Genomic DNA, 17,771 nt, shown 5'->3' on the forward strand with positions numbered 1-17,771 from the left:
CGCGATGGAAGATGCACCACATTCGCCCGAGCTGTTCCTGTTTCTCGCGGTGACTGCCCACGACATGAAGAACTCGATCAGCGTGCTGTCCGGCACGCTCGAGCGGCTGCTCGACGGTGCCACGCCCGAAACCGAGAAAGCCTATGGCCAGATGGGGCAGATGCTGTACCAGACGCGCCGCCTGAACGACAATCTGATGCAACTCCTCGCGCTCTACAAGCAGGTCGGCAAGCCTGGCTACCCGTTCGATGCGCAGCCGCTCGAAGTGGGGCAGGTCGTCGAGCAGGTCGTGGCGCTCTCGCGCGTGCTGCTCGACTCGCGCGGCATCCGGCTCGAACTCGATATCGACTCTGACCTGATTGCCCACGTCGACGAAGACCTGATCGTCGGTGTTGTGTCGCATGCAGTCAACAACGCGCTGCACTACACGCGCGACCGCATCCTGCTGGCGGCGCGCGAGGTCGATGGCCAGTTAGAAATCCGGGTGGAAGACAATGGCGCCGGTTTTCCGCCAGCCCTGCTGGCGGCCGGCGCACCCGCGAGCGGCGACATCGGCGTCAACTTCGCCACCAACAGCGCGGGCCTGGGCCTGTATTTTTCGAGCGAGGTGGCGCGCATGCACCACCATCGCGGGCGCCATGGCGCCGTGCGGCTCGAGAACGGCGGCCAGCTGGGCGGCGGCTGCTTCATCCTGACGCTGCCATGACCATGCCTGCTGCGCTGGTGCAGACACCCGCCACACCGCCGGCCGCGCCCACGCCGGCGCTGCCCAAGGTCCTTGAGCAGATCGACTGGGCCGGCAAGCACTACCTGATCGTCGACGACTTCGCCGGGATCCGCCAGCTGCTGCGCGAAAGCCTGCGCAGCCTGGGCGCGCGCAATATCGACCAGGCCTCGAGCGGCGGCGAAGCCATGAGCCTCCTGACCAAGACGCGCTACGACGTCGTGCTGTGCGATTACAACCTGGGCGAGGGCAAGAACGGCCAGCAGGTGCTGGAAGAAGCGCGCATCCGCCAGTTGCTGCTGCCGTCGAGCGTGTTCGTGATGGTCTCGGCCGAAAAAAGCGTCGAATCGGTGATGGGCGCGGCCGAGCACCAGCCGGACGCCTACCTGGTCAAGCCGATCACCGAAGGCGTGTTGCTGTCGCGCCTGAACCGCGTGTGGCGCCGCAAGCAGATCTTCCGTCTGATCGACCAGGCGTTCATGGAAAAGGATTACCTGCGCGCCGCAACCCTGTGCGACGAGCAGATCGCGGCCAACCGCGTGCACGTGATCGAGCTGCTGCGCATGAAGGCGCGCATGCTCGAGCGCAGCGGCCAGCCTGCGCTGGCGCGCGCCGTGTACGAGCAGGTGCTGGGTCAGCGCGAATACCACTGGGCCCGCGCGGGCCTGGGCAAGATCCGCCTGGCCGATGGCGACTTCGAGCAGGCGCGCCAGATGTTCCAGACCGTGATCGCCGAGAACCGCCACTACATCGACGCCTACGACCAGCTGGCGCAGGCCTACCAGGGCCTGGGCCGGCACGACGAAGCGGCCGCGATCCTGGAACGCGCGGCCAAGCTCTCGCCCAACTCGGTGCCGCGCCAGCGCAACTTGGGCCAGGCCGCGCTCAAGCTGGGCAACGTGGTGCTGGCCGAAAAGGCGTTTCGCAAGTGCCTGGTGATCGGGGAATACTCGATCCGCAAGACGCCCGATGCCTACCTTGGGCTGGCGCGCGTGTGCGGCCTGAAAAACAATACCAAGGATGCGCTGCAACTGCTGCAACTGGCCCAGCGCGACTTCGGCGGCGACTACGACGACATGGCGCTGCGCGCCAAGATCACGGAAGGCCTGATCCACCACGAGAGCGGCGACTACCGCAACGCGCGCCGCGCCGGCGACGAGCTCGAAGCGATGCTGGGCGAGGACCCGAAGCGCCCCGGCACGGCGATCTGCATCGAGATGGCGATCCTGCTGTTTGCGGTGGGCGTGAAGGACACGCCGGGCGAGGTGCTGGCCCACGTGGTGCGCAACAACCACGACAACAACCTGCTGCAGGACGAGGTCCAGGCGATCTTCGACAAGGCGCGCCTGAGCGAAGAGGGCGCCGCCATCATCCGCGCCGCGCGCAAGGAAGCGGTGGACCTGATGAACCAGGGTGTCGTGCTGTGGAAGAGCGGGAAGCTGCCCGACGCCGTCAAGTGGATGCGCATGGCGCGCGAACGGGTGCCGGACAATGTGCGGGTGCTGTTCAACGCCGTGCAGATTTCGATCTCGCACATGCAGCAGGAAGGCTATGACGAAGAACTCGACGTCGAGGCGCGCATGGTGCTCGAACACGTCGACAAGCTGCAGCCGGGGCAGCAGCGCTTCGCGCAGCTGATGGAGCAGTTGCGTGGTTTGCAGCCAAAGGTCGATCCGGCGGCTGCGCCTGCACCCGTGGATGCGGCCGACCAAAAAGAAGCCGTGGCCGATGTGTCGCCCGAACCAGCTCCGGTGGCCAGGCCAACGCACAGCAACCGCTTCTCTTAGCGCGCCGGCCCGTGCCTGCGCAGTAATTCCGCGCACAGCGTTTCAAGATCACAGCCGCCATCGGCCTGCGTTGCCGCCTGCGCTGCGCCCCCCAGCGCGCCCGCCAGCACGTGTTCGCCCAGCGCGCGATAACTCTCGAAGCGCGCCTCATCGAACCAGCCGTCGGCCAGGCTCTCGTGCGGGTAGTCGGGGTGCAGCTTGCGGTAATTGAGCAGGTCGGCGTTTTCAGTCCCGATGATGGCCGGCTTGAGGTACAGGATGACGCCGTCGCCGGCAGCGCCGTCGGCCTGGCTGTAGCGGATGCTCCCGGCGGCGCAGCTGGCGCTGCACATGCCGCTGGCCGGTGCGATGGCAAGGCGCGCCACATCCAGATCGATCTGCACGTGCAGCTCGGTGGCGCAGCGCCGGATCGCGTTGCCCAGATCTTCGAAGGCGTGTTCGCGGTCGCTGCCGACGTCCACCGCGATCACCAGACGGCAGCGGCGCCGTACCAGTTCGTAGATGCCCAGATTGTCGAAGTGGCCGCCATCGCTCAGGTGCACGTAGCCGGCGTCGGCATCGAGCTGGCCAAACAGCTCGGCCAACAGGCTGAAGAGGCCAATGGGCGGGGATGAACTGGTCCAGGTCGGGCGCGCCGGATTCGGGCACCAGCGCCCCAGGCGCACATTGAACATCGTCATCAGGAAATTCAGCGGCGCCGACCAGTGTGCGCCCATGTGCGGACTGGCCGCGGCGCCCGACAACGCCACCGCCATCCCGAGCCGAACGCCGGCGTCGTCGTCCAGCCCGACGCCCGCGTGCGCGGCGTAGGCGGCGGTGGGGCGATAGCAACCGGTACCCCCAGGCCCCGCTTGCTCATAGCCGCACCAGCGCGGCGTGAACGCGAACGACGCAGTGCGCCGCGTCTGCCATGCCAGTTCTTCGCCATCCACCAGGTTCAGCGCGGTGTTGACGATCGGGTAGGGGCGCGCGTTTTTGAGCTCGGCGAGCAGCATGTCGTCGCCCGGATCGAAGCCGGTGAACGGGTGCGGCCGGCGCGCGCGGTTGGCAGCGCCGAACCAGGCGCGCACGACGCGGTTCCGGTACAGCATGTAGAGCGAAAACTTGTTGATGTCGACGCGCCAGCCGAGTACCAGCGCGGCCCCGAGAAAGCAGGCAAAGGCCAGCAGCAGCGTGCTGCCCCGGGTGGCCAGCGTGGCGGCGGCGTGCGCCTGAAATACGCAGGCGAGCGTCGCACCCGGGCAGTCCAGGTGCGGGCGCGCCACCGTCAGCTGCACCAGGCTGCCGAGCAGCGCGAAGATCCCGATCGTAAAGACGTACGGCGCCAGGCGCGCCACCAGCTCGAGCTTCGGGTCACGCGCGGCGCGGGCGCCGGTGGCGCCGCCGCTGCCGGCTTTCAGGCCGAAGGCGGTCATTGCCAGCCAGCCGACCAGCGTGCCCAGGTTGGACCACGGCGCGTAGGTGAGCCAGGCCCAGTGCAGCAGCGGCGCAAAGAAGAAGCACACGCCGTGCACGGCCAGCCAGCCGAGCGCGAAGATCGCCGTCCATGCGCCCTGGCGGCTCCACCATTCACGGCTCGCGTCGCTGTACTGGCGGCCGACCAGGCCGATCATCAGGTTCATCGTGACGGCAAACAGCGCCATCATCGCTGGCATGCCGAAGGTGGCCAGCGCAATCGCGTTGTTGACCAGCGGATGCGCATCCGGCGCCGGTAGCAGCGCCAGCGCGCACAGCAGCAGCATGGTGCCCAGCGTGAGCGCGCCCATCGCGCAGGCGAAGTGCGACAGGCCTTCGCCCAGCTCCGCGCGCGTCAGGTCGCGCAGCGGCGGGGCGGCGCGCAGGCGCGTGTACATGACCAGCCAGAGCGCAAGCAGCAGCATCAGCGCGATAAAGCCGCACAGCCACCACGACAGCTGCGCACCGCCGTCCGGCAGCCACGCCAGCATCGCCGGTGCGAAGGTGCGCGTGGCGTCGAGCACGACCAGCAGCACCGCCAGGCCACCGGCGCCGCAGACGGTGTAGCCCGCGCCCCGGTACGAACTGGCGCGGTCGTGCGCCAGGTACCAGCCGCAGGCCCAGACAATAAAATAGACCACGCCGGGCGCCAGCAGCCACTGGGGCCGGTCGGCCAGTTGTGGCGGCAGCAGTGTCGCCGGCGTCGCGCCCCCGTGGCGCCATACGGCGAGACTGCCGAGAAAGCCCGCCAGCAGCAGCGGCAGGTTGATGCACCACAGGACGGCGCCCTGCGACAGCGGAAAGCGGCGCCGGCCACGCGAACTTGCCGGCTTGCTGGAAATCGACAGCGCGATGCAGAACACCGCAAACAGGAACAGCAGCACGCCTGCGATCCAGGCGACGTCGCCCAGGTGCGCCCATGGCCCGCCAGGTCCCACGACCCGGTGCACGCCCCAGACGGCAAAGCGCGGCAGCAGCAGCAGGGCGCACAACCAGGCCACCAGCATCGTCAGGTTCAGGCCCGTGTTGCGCACATAGATGCCGAGCAGGGTCCAGGTGTCGGCGCTGAACATGCCGCCCTGCGGCGACAGGTAGTTGCTGTACTGGCGCAGGAAGCGCAGCTCGGGCGCCTCGCCGCTGCCGGCGGGCGGCGCGAGCACCGTTTCGAGCTGGTGGATGTCATTGCCATGCGCGTGCAGGCAGCGCGCCAGCCAGCCGCCGACAAAACCGCCGCCGGACACGGTGGACAGGTAATCGATCCGGCCCAGCAGGCGGCAGCGCGCCAGTGCCTGCAGGGCGCCCAGCCCGAATGTGGCGCTGCGTACGCCGCCGCCGGACAGGGCCAGGCCGGTGAGCATGCCGCCGTGGGCGCGGGCGCGCAGGCGTGCGCGGTCGGGCGGCACGCCGGCGTCGAGCACTTCGCTACTGGCAGGCCGCAGCAGATCGAGTTCGTCGCGCAGCACTTCGCCGAACAGCAGGCCGGCGTCGAGGTCCAGGCAGCGCAGGGTGTCCGCATCGATGGCATTGGACGGCGCCAGGCCGTGCCGGCGGCGCAGCAGCGCGAATGCATCGTGCAGTTCGCTGATCGTGCCGGGGTTGGGGGGCGGCTGGCAGCCGGCGGCGGCCAGCTTGCGGCGCAGGTCGTCGACCTGCGATGGTGTCAGGTGGGACAGGTCACTGGGTAGCATGGGGCGCTCCGGCTGAACTGAGCGGCCGGGAAGGGTGGCCGCCCGGTCAGTTCAGCACGGTTCATGCGCGTGCGCTACCAGCACCGTCAATGGGACACCTCAAGGCATCCCTGCAGCGCTGGTGTCAGGTCTTGTCGGTCTTGCTGCGGCCGTTGCGCCGGGCACGCGCGGCGGGTTCTTCCGATGGTGCATCAGGCGCAGCAGGGGGAGCGTCGGCGGCATGGGCGTCATCGGCAGCCGCCGCGCCTTCGGCCGGTATGGTACTGGCCACGGCGTGACGGAACTGATCCTGCAACAGGTTCCACCACGCCACGGCGGCCGGCATGGCGGCGCCCGCGGCATCGGGTGCGACCTGCGCGGCATCGGGCGCTGGTGGCGGTGGCGGCGTTGGTGTTGGGGTTGGCGGCGTCGGGGCCGGCGTTGCCGTCTGCGCCATCTGGGCAAAGAACTGCGCGAACGGCGCAACTGTCGACTCGCCGACCTTCGTCTGGCCCATCGCCTGGGCCATGCTGTCGCCCATCGCCTTGAGCGTGGCCAGCGTGCCGCGCTGGATTTCCAGGGCCTGGATCGTACCGTGCAACATGTTCTGGTTGAGCGTGAGCCAGGCTTCGACTGCCTTCAGGTCGGCGATCTTCTTGTCGAGGTCTTCCACCGACATGCCCGCGCCGGGCAGCGGCGGCATGCCCGGCATGGTGCCGGGGATCTGCATGCCGCCCCACAGGTTCTTGACGAATTCGAGGGTGTCGGTCATTCCTGGCATGGGCGGCTTGAGCATGTGGCGTCTCCTGTGGTGGTGCGGCTAGCGTAGCAGATAACGCCGGGGCGGACCACGCCCCGTGCACCACGGCTGCTTACTGCGCTGTCGCGCCGGACTGCTTGACGATCTTGCCCCACTTGACCGTCTCGCTGGCGATGAAGGCCGCGAACTGCGCCGGCGTCTCGCCAGCTGGTTCGGCGCCTTGCTCCAGCAGCTTTTTCTTGACGTCGGGGTCGGCCAGCGCCTTGAGGATCGACGCGTTCAGCTTTGCCACGACCGGGGCCGGCGTCCTGGCCGGCGCCAGCAGGCCGAACCACGATGTGGCTTCGTAGCCAGGCACGCCGGCTTCGGCGATTGTCGGCACGTCGGGCAGTGCCGGCGAGCGCTGCGCCGTGGTGACGGCCAGGGGGCGCAGCTTGCCGGCTTTGACGTGGCCGATCGCCGACGGCATATTGTCGAACATGATCGCGATGTGGTTGCCCAGCAGGTCATTGACGGCCGGCGCACTGCCCTTGTAGGCCACGTGCTGGATGTCGACCCCGGCCATCTGCTTGAACAATTCGCCGGACAGGTGGATCGACGTGCCGCTGCCCGACGAGCCGAACGTGACCTTGCCTGGGTTCGCCTTGGCATACGCCATCAACTCCTTGACGGTCTTGAACGGCTGCGCCGGATTGGCCACCAGCAGGTTCGGCACCAGGGCCACGCGCGTGAGCGGGGCGAAATCCTTGATCGGGTCGAACGCCAGTTTCGGGTACAGGCTCTGGTTGATGGCATGGGTGCCGACCGTGCCCATGAGGATCGTGTGGCCGTCGGGCGCGGCGCGCGCCACGAGCTGGGTGCCGATATTGCCGCCTGCGCCCGCGCGGTTGTCGATGATGACCGGCTGGCCAAGGTCCTTGCTGATGAATTGCCCCAGCACGCGTGCCAGGATGTCGGTCGTGCCGCCGGCCGAGAACGGGACGATGATCGTGATGGCCTTGGTGGGGAAGGCCTGGGCCTGCGCCGCCAGCGGCGTCAGGGCCAGCAGGCCGAGGGCCGACGCAGCGGCGAGGGTGAGGGTACGGCGGGTCGACAAAAAGGTGCGTGACATGATGTGTCTCCAATAAGGACAACGGATGCGGCGAAATGGACCGGGCATACGCGCGGACGGCAGCCAGGCCTTGTTGCGGATCGAATCAGACCGGGGCCACGCCCAGCGTGGTGCCGCCACACACATACAGCACCTGGCCGGTGACGAAACCGTTGTCGGGCGACAGGAAAAAGGCGGCGGCGCGCGCCACGTCGGCCGGCGTGCCGAGGCGGCCCACCACGATGCTGTCGATGATGCGCCGGGTCTGTGGTGCACCGTCGGGATTGCTGTTGTGGAAAAGCTCGGTCGCGATCGGCCCCGGCGCCACGGCATTGACGGTGATGCCGTCGCCGCCCAGTTCGAGCGCCAGCGTGCGCGTCAGGCCGATCAGGCCGGCCTTGGTGGCGGCGTACACGATGCGCTCGGCCTTGCCCAGCGCCGCGCGCGAGGCGATATTGACGACGCGGCCCTGTCCCGACGCGCGCAGCGCCGGCAGGAAGGCCTGGACCAGCAGGATGGCGGCTTTCAGATGCAGGTCCACGACATGGTCGAGATCCTCCATCGTGGCCGTGTCGATGGTACCGGGGCGGGTGGCGCCCGCATTGTTGACCAGCGCCGTCACGTTGTAGGCGGCCGCGATCTGCTGCGCGATCATGCGGGTCTCGTTCTGGCGCGTCAGGTCGGCCTGGAACGACACGAGCCGGTCATGCCGCCAGTCGGGCTGGCGGTAGTCGAGATTGACGACCGTGCGGCCTTGCTCGATCAGCGTTTCGCAGATGGCCCGGCCAATGCCGGCGCTGCCGCCGGTGACCAGGGTCACGTCTTGTCGATGCATATTGTCTCCTTGTATTTTTATAGGAAAGCGCCTGGCGTCGGGCGCCGGCTGCTTGACAAACCAGGGTAGGGCGGGCTTCTCCTTCGTGGTCAGACGCGTTGGGTGATTGGGGGGAGGTCGCCGGCGCGCGCCTGCGTCGCATCCGTCAAGGCCAGCCCGGTGATGTGTTCGAGTTCGGCGAACGACAGGCCGTCGACGATGTCACGCACCGCCAGGCCAGCGGGCGTCACATCGAGCACGGCCAGGTCGGTATAGATGCGGCTCACGCACGCGAGGCCCGTGAGCGGATAGGTGCAGCGCTCGACGATCTTGCTAACGCCGTCGCGCGTCTGGTGCTCCATCATGACGAACACGCGCTTGGCGCCGATGGCCAGGTCCATCGCGCCGCCCACGGCCGGAATCGCATCCGGCGCACCGGTATGCCAGTTGGCCAGGTCGCCCTGCACGGACACCTGGAACGCGCCGAGCACGCAGATGTCGAGGTGCCCGCCGCGCATCATCGCGAACGAATCGGCATGGTGGAAGTAGCTGCCGCCGGCCAGCAGCGTCACCGGCTGCTTGCCGGCGTTGATCAGGTCTTCGTCTTCGTCGCCAGGGGCGGGCGGCGGGCCCATGCCGAGCAGGCCGTTCTCGCTGTGCAGAAAAATCTCGCGGTCCGGGGGCAGGTGCGCACCGACCAGCGTCGGCAGGCCGATCCCCAGGTTCACGTAAGCGCCTTCGGGAATGTCACGCGCGACGCGCGCGGCGATCTGGTCGCGGCTCAAGCGTTGCATGCGGCATCTCCCTGTACGACACGCTGCACAAAAATGCCGGGCGTGACGATGGCTTCCGGATCGAGTTCGCCCAGTTCGACCACGCGGGTGACCTGAGCGATGGTGCAGCGCGCGGCCATCGCCATGATTGGGCCGAAGTTGCGCGCGGTCTTGCGGTACACCAGGTTGCCCCAGCGGTCGCCGTGGAAAGCCTTGATCAGTGCGAAGTCGGCGTGGATGGGCGATTCGAGCACATAGTGGCGGCCGTCGATGAGGCGCGTTTCCTTGCCGGCTGCCAGATCGGTGCCGTAGCCGGTGGGCGAAAAAAAGCCGCCGATGCCAGCGCCGGCGGCGCGGATGCGCTCGGCCAGATTGCCCTGCGGTGTGAGTTCGAGCTCGATCTCGCCGGCCCGGTACAGCGCGTCGAACACGTGCGAATCGGCCTGGCGCGGGAACGAGCAGATGATCTTGCGCACGCGGCGTGCCTTGAGCAGCGCCGCCAGGCCCGTGTCGCCGTTGCCGGCATTGTTGTTGACGATGACGAGGTCGCGCGCCCCTTGGGCGATCAGTGCGTCGATCAGGGCGGCCGGCATGCCGGCGGTGCCGAAGCCACCGATCAGGATGGTCGCGCCATCGGGGATGTCGGCCACCGCCGCGGCCACCGACGGGGAAATCTTGTCGATCATGGTGCAGGTCCTTTCCAGCGCAACGCGCGTTGACACTGTTCGATAATCGCCCTAATGTCTGATCACTGAACAGATGAACCGAGTGTAGGAGGGTGCTGGCCCGCGGCGCAAGACAGCTCGGTGGAATGTGTTCGATTGCCGAACGGTTTATCACGTCATTGCCAAGGAGCACCATGAGCACGCCACACGAGACTGAACTGCCAGCGGACCCCATCGCCAGCGACCCGAATTTCATGCTGTCGCTGGCGCGCGGGCTGGCGGTGCTGCAGGCGTTCAGCGACCAGCGCCGCAGCCTGACCATTGCCCAGATCAGTCACCGCACGGCGATCCCGCGCGCGTCAGTGCGGCGCTGCCTGCACACGCTGATCGCGCTGGGTTATGCCAGCGCGGACGGCAATCAGTTTTCGCTCAAGCCCAAGGTGCTGTCGCTCGGTTACTCATACCTGTCGTCGACGCCGCTCACGGTCTCGGCCCACCCCTACCTGAACCAGGTCAGCCGCAGCCTGAACGAATCGTGCTCGCTCGGCGTGCTGCAGGACGACGAAGTGCTGTACGTGGGGCGCTCGGCCGCCTCGCGCATCATGTCGGTGTCGCTGACCACCGGCAGCCGCCTGCCGGCGTACTGCACGGCGCTGGGCCGCATGCTGCTGGCGCATCTGCCGGCGCCGGACCTGGACGACTACCTGGCGCGCGTGCCGCTCAAGGCCATGACCGAGCGCACGGTGGTCAATCCCGAGCGGCTCAGGGCCATCCTGGCGGATGTGCGCACCGCCGGCTACGTGCTGGTCGAAGAAGAGCTGGAAGTCGGCCTGCGCTCGATCTCGGTCCCGGTGCGTGGCGCCTCGGGCAATGTGCTGGCGGCGCTGAACATCGGGGCGCACGCGGCGCGGGTGTCGCGGCGCAAGATGGAAGAAGAGTTCCTGCCGGTCCTGCGCGCGAGCGCGCAAGAGCTGTCGATCCTGTTGCCCTGATCCCGGCACCCGTGTCCATTCCGGCGCCCGCGCTACACTAGCGTCATGCCATCCGCACCGATTCTTCTTCCCCGTCGCCACCGGCTGCTGCCTGTGGTGCTGGTCGTGCTGCTGCACTGGATCGTCCTGACCGAGCTGGGGCACGTCAGCCCGGTCCTGCCGCCGGCGGCCACGCCAGGTGGCGCGCCTGTGACGCTGGTGGCTCAACTGCTGCCCGCCCCTGCGCCAGAGCCTGCGCCCGAATCGGTGCCGGTGCCCGAGGCCAGTCCGCCGCCACTGCCCCGGATGCCGCCGGTGCCGGTGGAGATTGCGGTGCCCGACCGGCCAGGGGACATCACGCCGGTGACCGAGACGGCGCCTTCCGGGGCCGGTGCGGGCACAGCGCCGGCCACGCCGGCAGCCGAGCCCACGCCCGCGGCGCCAGCCCCGCCGGTGCCGCCAGCGTCCACGCCGGCAGCGGCGCCGCCACCACCGCCGCCACCGGCAGCACCGGAAGCGCGCCGCTACGTCATCGACATGCCGCCGCCCGCGAAGATCACGCTCGACGTCACGCGCACCGATGCCGATGGCACCGAGTGGTCGGGCGAGGCGCTGCTGGCCTGGCAACTGAACGCGGACAGCTACCGCATCCAGATCGAAGCGGGCATCCGCGTCGTGTTCGCGCGGGTCAATCTGGTGGTATTAAAGAGCGAGGGGGCAGTGGCCGCAACGGGCTTCGCGCCGATCACGATGACGGAAAAGCGGCGCGGCCGCGCCATGACGGCCACCCATTTCAACTGGGGCAAGGGCGTGATCACGTTTTCGGCATCGGAAGCGACGCACCAATTGCCGGCCGGCGCCCAGGACAAGGCCAGCATCCCGCTGCAACTGGCGGCGATCGCGCGCGGCGACCCGAAGCAGCTCACCGGCGCCATCGATATTTTCGTTGGTGAAGACCGCGATGCGGCGATCTACCGCTTCACGGTGGTGGGGCAGGAAGCGATCGATACCAAACTCGGCACACTGCAAACCTGGCACCTGACGCGCCCGCCGCAGCCGGGCTCGTACAAGTCACGCCTGGACATCTGGCTGGCTCCGGCGCATGGCTGGTATCCGGTGCGGATTCGCAATAGCGAGCCCAACGGAGCAGTAACCACGCAAACAGTGAATAATATCGTCTTGGACCATTCAGGATCTTGATATGCCTATGAACAACATTCGACACATCGGTGCAGCCCTGGCGCTGACCTTCGCACTGGGTGGCGCGTCCGCCCAGCCCGCCCATCAGGCCGTCAAGCGCGCGTTCGAATTGCCGCCATCGGCCGATCTGGCCTACGACCTGGCCGCGCGCCAGAAGGGCCTGGCCCTGAAAGGCGACGCTACTGTTACCTGGCGCGCCGGCGACGGCAAATACGACGTGCGCTTCGAATCGCGCGTGGCGATCCTGGGCACGCTGCTCGACAACCGCAGCCAGGGCGTCATCGACGCCTACGGCCTGGCGCCGACCGAGTTTTCCGAAAAGCGCATGCGCAAGGACCCCACCTCGATCACGTTCGACCGCGCCGCCAAGACGATGCGGTTCTCGGAAGGCGAGAAGACCTATCCGCTCAAGGGCGGGGAGCAGGACCGCGTGTCGGTCACCTGGCAACTGGCCGCCGTGGCGCGCGCCGCTGGCGACAAGTTCAAGCCGGGCTCCGAGTGGCCGTTCTTCGTGGCGGGGCGCAGCAGCGCCGAGACCTGGACCTTCAAGGTCGTGCGGAGCGAAAAAGTCAAAACGGGCCTGGGCGAAGTCGACGCGATTCTGGTCACGCGCGCCGCCTTGAAAGGCAGCCGCGACCAGAGCGTCGACGTCTGGCTGGCGCCGGCGCACGAGTACTATCCGGTCAAGATCCGCTTCACCGAAGGCGACAGGGAAACCATCGAGCAGACGCTCAAGAGCGTGACCAAGTCTTGAGCCTGACCTGAGCCGCAGTGGTGTTGCAGAGGCTGCCCTGGCAGGCAGCCATTCCGGAATTGCCCAGTCTTAACTGTTATACTGACGCCCCCGCGAAGCTGGCCGGGTCTGTGGTAACAAATGCAATGCAGACCCGTCTCGGCCGCGCACGAGACTGGTTATTAACACGATGATCGACCCCCAAGCCGGCGCGGCGCACGCTGCCGACGCCTCGACGACAGCGCAGGAACTTGATCCGCTGCAGGTACACTTCCAGGATGGCATTGCTCCCGACGAAATCGAGCAAGTCTTCCACCTCAAGCGTGCCCAGCCAATGCTGTCGGCCTTCACGGCCCTGTTCCACGGCACGCAGGACGGTGTGCTGGTGCGTCTGCTCGTCCTGCGCGAACTCGCCGGCGATGCGTCCACGTCCGCCTTCTCGCGCGCCGACATCAACCAGAAGCTGGCCTATCTCGTCCCCGAAAGCCTGGAAACGGTGCTCAACCGCCTGCGTGGCCACGGCCTGCTGGCCTGGGACGCCCCGGCGGCCGTCTACCGCATCACGCCGCTGGCCCGCAACGTGCTGTCCGCGCTGGAAACCCTGCTGGCGCTGGGCAAGCCGGAAGGCGACGAAGCCGAGATGGGCTTTTTGCTGTCGCAGGTGGCCGGGGCCCAGGCCGTGGGCGGCGTCACCGTCGACCAGCTGAAACACCTGCTGGGCCGCCTGGTCGAACTGACCGAGGAATTTCGCGATGCGATCGCGTCCGGCTCCGAGTTTCGCCTGCGCACCTCGCAGGCAAAGTGGCACATGGCCTGCGACTGGGTCGAGAAGGGCTCGGTCATCCTGCGCGCGATCACGTCCGACGAACGGGCCGACGCCGCCACGCACCGCGCGGCGCAGGCAATCGGCCGCGCCCAGAGCGCACTGCTGAACATGCAGGGCATGTTCTCGCGCGCGCTGAACCAGATCGAGCGCCAGCGCGTGCACCTGGGCCAGTCGGGCCTGTCGACCACCGACGTGAAGCGCTGGCTGCTGGCGCACGACGACCTGGCGAGCCTGGCCGCCGGCGCGATCGACCGCCCGGTCACGCCGCTGTTCGGTACCCCGGCCGAGATGATCGACGTGGCCGAGACCGAACTGCTGGCCGAGCGCATCATCTCGACCGGCCCGAAAGGCCTGCCGAGCGGTCAGGATGCGCCGCTGACGGTCAACGACAATCCGGCCATGCAGCTCGAGCTGAACGACTGGATCAACAAGCTGGCCGACTTTGCCAACCTGGGCAACTTCCCCGAATTTTCGAGTGTCGGCCCGCGCCGGGTGCAGCTGCACGAATCGCTGCTGCCGGCCACGTTCGCGCTGGCCTCGTACCGCGCGTCGCTGCTGCCGCTGCTGGGCGACGCATCCGAAGCGAGCCTGCAGGGAGCGACGGCCGAACTGGCGCGCCTGCCGCTCACGTTCGTTTCGCTCGACGAGATGGTCCAGCTGAACGACCCGGAAGTGGCGGCCATGTCGGTCGCGACCCTTTCACTGAATGCCGATCCCACTCCTGATGGACAGCCTGCCCCATGAATGACGATGCACAAATCCTGATCGCGCGCCTGCTGACGCACCAGACCCTGCGCCGCGACGACAAGATGGTCAAGCGCGCGCTGTCGGACGACCAGTTCCGCGCCGAGGTCGACAAGCGCCTGCTCGAATCGGGCCTGAAGCTGCTCGATAACGTGTATGCCGACCACGTCACCGTGGCCCTGCACCGCAACGTCGAGCCGAAGATCTTCGGGGCCAAGGACATCTGGCAGAACAATAACTTTGGCCTGACGCGCGATGGCGTGGCGCTGCTCGTCGTGCTGTGGGCGCAGATCATCCTGCCCAAGCGCGAGCGCCAGGAAACCCACACGACGATCGACGACGACCAGAACGACATGTTCGAGAAGGAGTTGTCGATCCCGCGCGCCGAAGACACCTCGATCGGCATTTCGTACACGGCGCTGCTGTCGGACTTCGGCGACAAGCTGGGCAAGAAGACGCGCATGGACATGAACCTGGGCGTGCTGTCGAAACTGGGCTTTATAGAACGCCGCGGCGACGTGATCCTGGAAGGCCCGCTGCTCGACCTGATGATGGACACCGACGTGCTCAAGGAACGCATCATCAACGGCGCGCTGTCCGAAGTGTTCAAGCGCGCGCCACTGGCGGCCGCGCCGCGCCGCGTGGCCCCGGTCGATGCCGACGCCGCCAACGATGCCCTGGCGCCCGACGGCGCCCTTGATGTCCCTGACACCCCGAATTGAGATAGCCGATGTTCCACATTAAATCACTCGAACTGGTCCACTGGGATTACTGGCAGCGGATCAAGAAAATCCCGCTCGACGCCAAGATCATCACGATCGCCGGCCAGAACGGCTCGGGCAAGACCACGCTGCTCGACGCGATGCGCACGCTGTTCGGGCTCGATTGCTCGATGGGCCGCACGTACAAACACTATGCGCGCCACTCGGGCCAGCAAAGCGCCTGGCTGCGCGCCGTCGTTGACAACAAGCCGGTAGGCCGCCAGTTGTCGAACCGGCCGTTTCGACATTCGGGCTTTTTCGCCGACGATGAAGTGACGCTCTTTTGCCAGGTGCAGAAGAACGGCGGCGACTGGAAGCGCCAGTACCTGATGCGGCCCGGGAACGTCGAAATCGAGGAAGTGACCGAAGCGACCGACTGGCTGGGCGTGGAAAACTACCGCAAGCGCCTGGCGTCGGCGGGGCTGTCGCCGGCCATGTCGAAAGTGCTGGCGCTGGAGCAGGGCGAGACCGACAAGCTGTGCGAATACGCGCCCCGCCAGTTGCTCGACCTGGTGTTCCAGGTCTTTGGCGACAAGGAAGTGCTGGACGCCTACGACGAAGCCAAGCGCCACCAGCGCGATACCGAGACCGAGCTGAAACGCTTCGAGGCCGAACTGGAAGCCTCGCGCACCAACCTCGAAGGCTTGCGCCTGCGCGTGGCCAACCACCATCAGTGGTCCGACCTGCACAAGGAAAAGCGCGAGCTGCACGAAGAAGTGCTGCCGGCGCTGCAGTACCACGAAGCGCGCGAGAAAGCGCTGCTGGTCTCGCGCACGCTGCGCGAAGCAAAAAAGCCGCTGGTCCAGGCCGACGGCCAGTTGGCCGAGAAACGCAGCCAGCTGGCCAGCCAGCAGCGCGCGCTGACCGAAGCGCAAAAACAGGAAACGCAGCTCGAACAGGAAGGCGGCGAACTGGCCAAACGCCTGACCGAAGTGAACACGCGCCTGAAACCGCTGGAAAGCCTGCTGGAACAGCGCGATCGCCTGCAAAAGCTGTCGGCGGATGCGGGCGCGGACATCGCCGAAGTGGGCAAGCAGCTGGGTGAAAAAGAAGCCGAGCTGGCGCGTCAGAAGAGCGCGCGCGAAGCCGTGTCGACCAAGATTGCGGGCGAGCTGGCGACGATCTCCCAGCTGCAGGGCAAGAGCGCGATGCCCGAGCCCGAAGCGCAGCGCCTGATGCGCCGCGCGCTGCGCGACGAAGGCATTGCGCACGCCATGCTGTCGGACATCGTCGAAGTGACCGATCCGAAGTGGCAGGGCGCGGTCGAAGGTGTACTCGGTGGTTACGCCTCGGTCGTGCTGCTCGAAAAAGCGTCGGATGCGGCGAACGCCTACCGCCTGGCCGAGAAGGAGCGCTATCGCCACTTCATCGTGCCCGATTGCGTGACGGCGCCGGTCGTCAAGGATGACAGCCTGCTGTCGGTAGTGAGTTTCTCGGGCAAGGCGCCAGGCTGGCTGATCGACCAGCTGGAACGCATCGTGCGGGTTGACTCGGTCGACGACGGCTTCAAGAGCCGCTCGGACGAGTGGATCACGCCGGACGCCTACCACCGTGAGCGCCGCGGTGGCCGCTCGCTGTTCGTCGAAGCATCGCGTTATCGCTTCGGCGCCGCCGGCAAGACGCAGCGCCTGGAAGCGATCCAGAAATCGCTGCCGGCGCTGGAACAGAAGGAAGACGCGCTGACGCTGGCGATCTCGAAGCTGGCCGCCGAAGTGGGCGGCCTGAAGGCGCGCATTGCGGGCGTGGACGCGGCCAAGGAACTGTCGGCCCGTCAGGAAGAATTCGAGGAAGCCGCGCGCGCACTGGCGCCGCTCAAGGCCGAGCGGATGGAAGTGGGCGCGCGCCTGGGCGAGCTGCAAACGCTGAGCAAGAACGCGACCGTCGCGCGCACCCGCGCCGACACCGTGTGGCAGAACGCGCGCATGGCGCTGTCGGAAGCCGAGGCAGGCATGCGCCTGAACCATCGCCGCCAGATCGACCAGCGCACCGAGCACGCCAAAGCACTGCTGGAATTGCGCCGCAGCTGGCGCGCCGTGCCGGGCGCGTGGAAGAATCCGCTCTGGCGCGGCGACCTGGTGGCCAGGCACCAGAACGCGCACCAGGTCAATCTGCGCCTGGGGTCTCTTGAAGGCTCGCTGGCGCGTGACGACTGGGAACTCGACCCGACCGTGGTCGACCAGTACGCGCGCCTGCACGACCAGCTCGAAAGCCGCCAGACGGAGACCGAAGAGCGCCGCTACCAGAACAACCGCGCGATCGAAGCGACCGGCAATGCGCGCGGCGCCTACATCGAGCGCCTGCGCTACACGATCAAGACCTATACCAAGAACATCCGCGAACTGGGTGGCCTGGCCGGGATCGACGTGCAGGCGGATCCGGTGCGGTTGGAGAACGACGACGTGCAGCTGTCGCAGGCTGGCCTGCATGTGCGCTTCAAGTTCGACGGCAAGGACCAGATCGGGATGAACGACGGCGAAGCGTCGGGCGGCCAGCAGGTCATGAAGTCGCTGGTGCTGCTGATTGGTCTGCTCAAGTCCGAAGAAGGCTCGGGCGGCTTCGTGTTCATCGATGAACCGTTTGCCCACCTGGATATCCGCAACATCCAGCTGGTCGGCGAGTTTTTGAAGAACACCGACGCCCAGTACCTGATGACGACCCCGCTGACGCACAACACGGACGTCTACGACCCGTCGGAACTGACGCTCATCACGAGCAAGAAGAAGAAGGACCAGCAGTGGGCGCAGCCGATCTTCGTGCTGCAGCGCCGGAAGGAAGACGCGAAGGCGGCTTGATGAAAAAAG

At 67.2% G+C, this 17,771-nt stretch carries 14 protein-coding genes; 8 read left to right on the forward strand and 6 right to left on the reverse strand.

Going from position 1 to position 17,771, the window contains the following annotated elements; all coding sequences use genetic code 11:
- Positions 1–4: 4 nt before the first annotated feature.
- Positions 5–706, forward strand: coding sequence for a sensor histidine kinase (locus ACZ0AJ_RS22275; protein WP_499456545.1), 702 nt, complete (start codon positions 5–7; stop codon positions 704–706).
- Positions 703–2,511 carry a tetratricopeptide repeat protein gene (locus tag ACZ0AJ_RS22280; RefSeq protein WP_499456547.1) on the forward strand — a complete coding sequence of 603 codons (1,809 nt, stop codon included), beginning with the start codon at positions 703–705 and terminating at the stop codon, positions 2,509–2,511. The genes ACZ0AJ_RS22275 and ACZ0AJ_RS22280 overlap by 4 nt, the downstream gene beginning before the upstream one ends.
- On the opposite strand, the gene ACZ0AJ_RS22285 is transcribed toward ACZ0AJ_RS22280, so the two are convergent.
- The 6 genes from ACZ0AJ_RS22285 to ACZ0AJ_RS22310 all read right to left on the reverse strand — a co-directional run bounded on the left by ACZ0AJ_RS22285 (position 2,508) and on the right by ACZ0AJ_RS22310 (position 9,756).
- Positions 2,508–5,654, reverse strand: coding sequence for a patatin-like phospholipase family protein (locus ACZ0AJ_RS22285; protein ID WP_499456548.1), 3,147 nt, complete (start codon positions 5,652–5,654; stop codon positions 2,508–2,510). The genes ACZ0AJ_RS22280 and ACZ0AJ_RS22285 overlap by 4 nt on opposite strands.
- 124 nt (positions 5,655–5,778) lie before the next feature.
- Positions 5,779–6,429 carry a PhaM family polyhydroxyalkanoate granule multifunctional regulatory protein gene (locus ACZ0AJ_RS22290; protein WP_499456550.1) on the reverse strand — a complete coding sequence of 217 codons (651 nt, stop codon included), beginning with the start codon at positions 6,427–6,429 and terminating at the stop codon, positions 5,779–5,781.
- A 76-nt stretch (positions 6,430–6,505) separates the two neighbouring features.
- The gene (locus ACZ0AJ_RS22295) at positions 6,506–7,504 is read right to left on the reverse strand and encodes a Bug family tripartite tricarboxylate transporter substrate binding protein (protein WP_499456552.1); all 999 of its coding nucleotides are present in this window, start codon (positions 7,502–7,504) and stop codon (positions 6,506–6,508) included.
- A gap of 85 nt (positions 7,505–7,589) precedes the next feature.
- Positions 7,590–8,318: an SDR family NAD(P)-dependent oxidoreductase gene (locus ACZ0AJ_RS22300; RefSeq protein ID WP_499456554.1), complete on the reverse strand. Its 729-nt coding sequence runs from the start codon at positions 8,316–8,318 to the stop codon at positions 7,590–7,592.
- An 89-nt stretch (positions 8,319–8,407) separates the two neighbouring features.
- Positions 8,408–9,091, reverse strand: coding sequence for a 3-oxoacid CoA-transferase subunit B (locus tag ACZ0AJ_RS22305; protein WP_499456555.1), 684 nt, complete (start codon positions 9,089–9,091; stop codon positions 8,408–8,410).
- Positions 9,079–9,756 (reverse strand): 3-oxoacid CoA-transferase subunit A, encoded by a 678-nt coding sequence (locus tag ACZ0AJ_RS22310; RefSeq protein ID WP_499456556.1) that lies wholly within the window; start codon positions 9,754–9,756, stop codon positions 9,079–9,081. Before ACZ0AJ_RS22310 ends, ACZ0AJ_RS22305 begins: the two co-directional genes overlap by 13 nt.
- 173 nt (positions 9,757–9,929) lie before the next feature.
- Here ACZ0AJ_RS22310 and ACZ0AJ_RS22315 point away from each other — a divergent pair, with 173 nt between their 5' ends.
- The 6 genes from ACZ0AJ_RS22315 (at position 9,930) to ACZ0AJ_RS22340 (ending at position 17,762) form a co-directional block, all read left to right on the forward strand.
- A complete protein-coding gene (locus ACZ0AJ_RS22315; protein ID WP_499456557.1) occupies positions 9,930–10,727 on the forward strand; it encodes an IclR family transcriptional regulator domain-containing protein in 798 nt (265 codons plus the stop codon).
- A gap of 45 nt (positions 10,728–10,772) precedes the next feature.
- On the forward strand, positions 10,773–11,906 hold the full coding sequence (locus ACZ0AJ_RS22320; protein WP_499456559.1) for a DUF3108 domain-containing protein: 1,134 nt from the start codon (positions 10,773–10,775) through the stop codon (positions 11,904–11,906).
- Positions 11,907–11,913: 7 nt separating this feature from the next.
- A complete protein-coding gene (locus tag ACZ0AJ_RS22325) occupies positions 11,914–12,660 on the forward strand; it encodes a DUF3108 domain-containing protein (protein WP_499456560.1) in 747 nt (248 codons plus the stop codon).
- A gap of 169 nt (positions 12,661–12,829) precedes the next feature.
- The gene (locus ACZ0AJ_RS22330; RefSeq protein WP_183553976.1) at positions 12,830–14,209 is read left to right on the forward strand and encodes a hypothetical protein; all 1,380 of its coding nucleotides are present in this window, start codon (positions 12,830–12,832) and stop codon (positions 14,207–14,209) included.
- Positions 14,206–14,931: a hypothetical protein gene (locus ACZ0AJ_RS22335; RefSeq protein ID WP_183553974.1), complete on the forward strand. Its 726-nt coding sequence runs from the start codon at positions 14,206–14,208 to the stop codon at positions 14,929–14,931. Before ACZ0AJ_RS22330 ends, ACZ0AJ_RS22335 begins: the two co-directional genes overlap by 4 nt.
- Before the next feature lie 8 nt (positions 14,932–14,939).
- Positions 14,940–17,762 carry an ATP-binding protein gene (locus ACZ0AJ_RS22340; RefSeq protein WP_499456562.1) on the forward strand — a complete coding sequence of 941 codons (2,823 nt, stop codon included), beginning with the start codon at positions 14,940–14,942 and terminating at the stop codon, positions 17,760–17,762.
- Positions 17,763–17,771 lie beyond the last annotated feature (9 nt).

The organism is Telluria sp. AC161, from assembly GCF_979258535.1.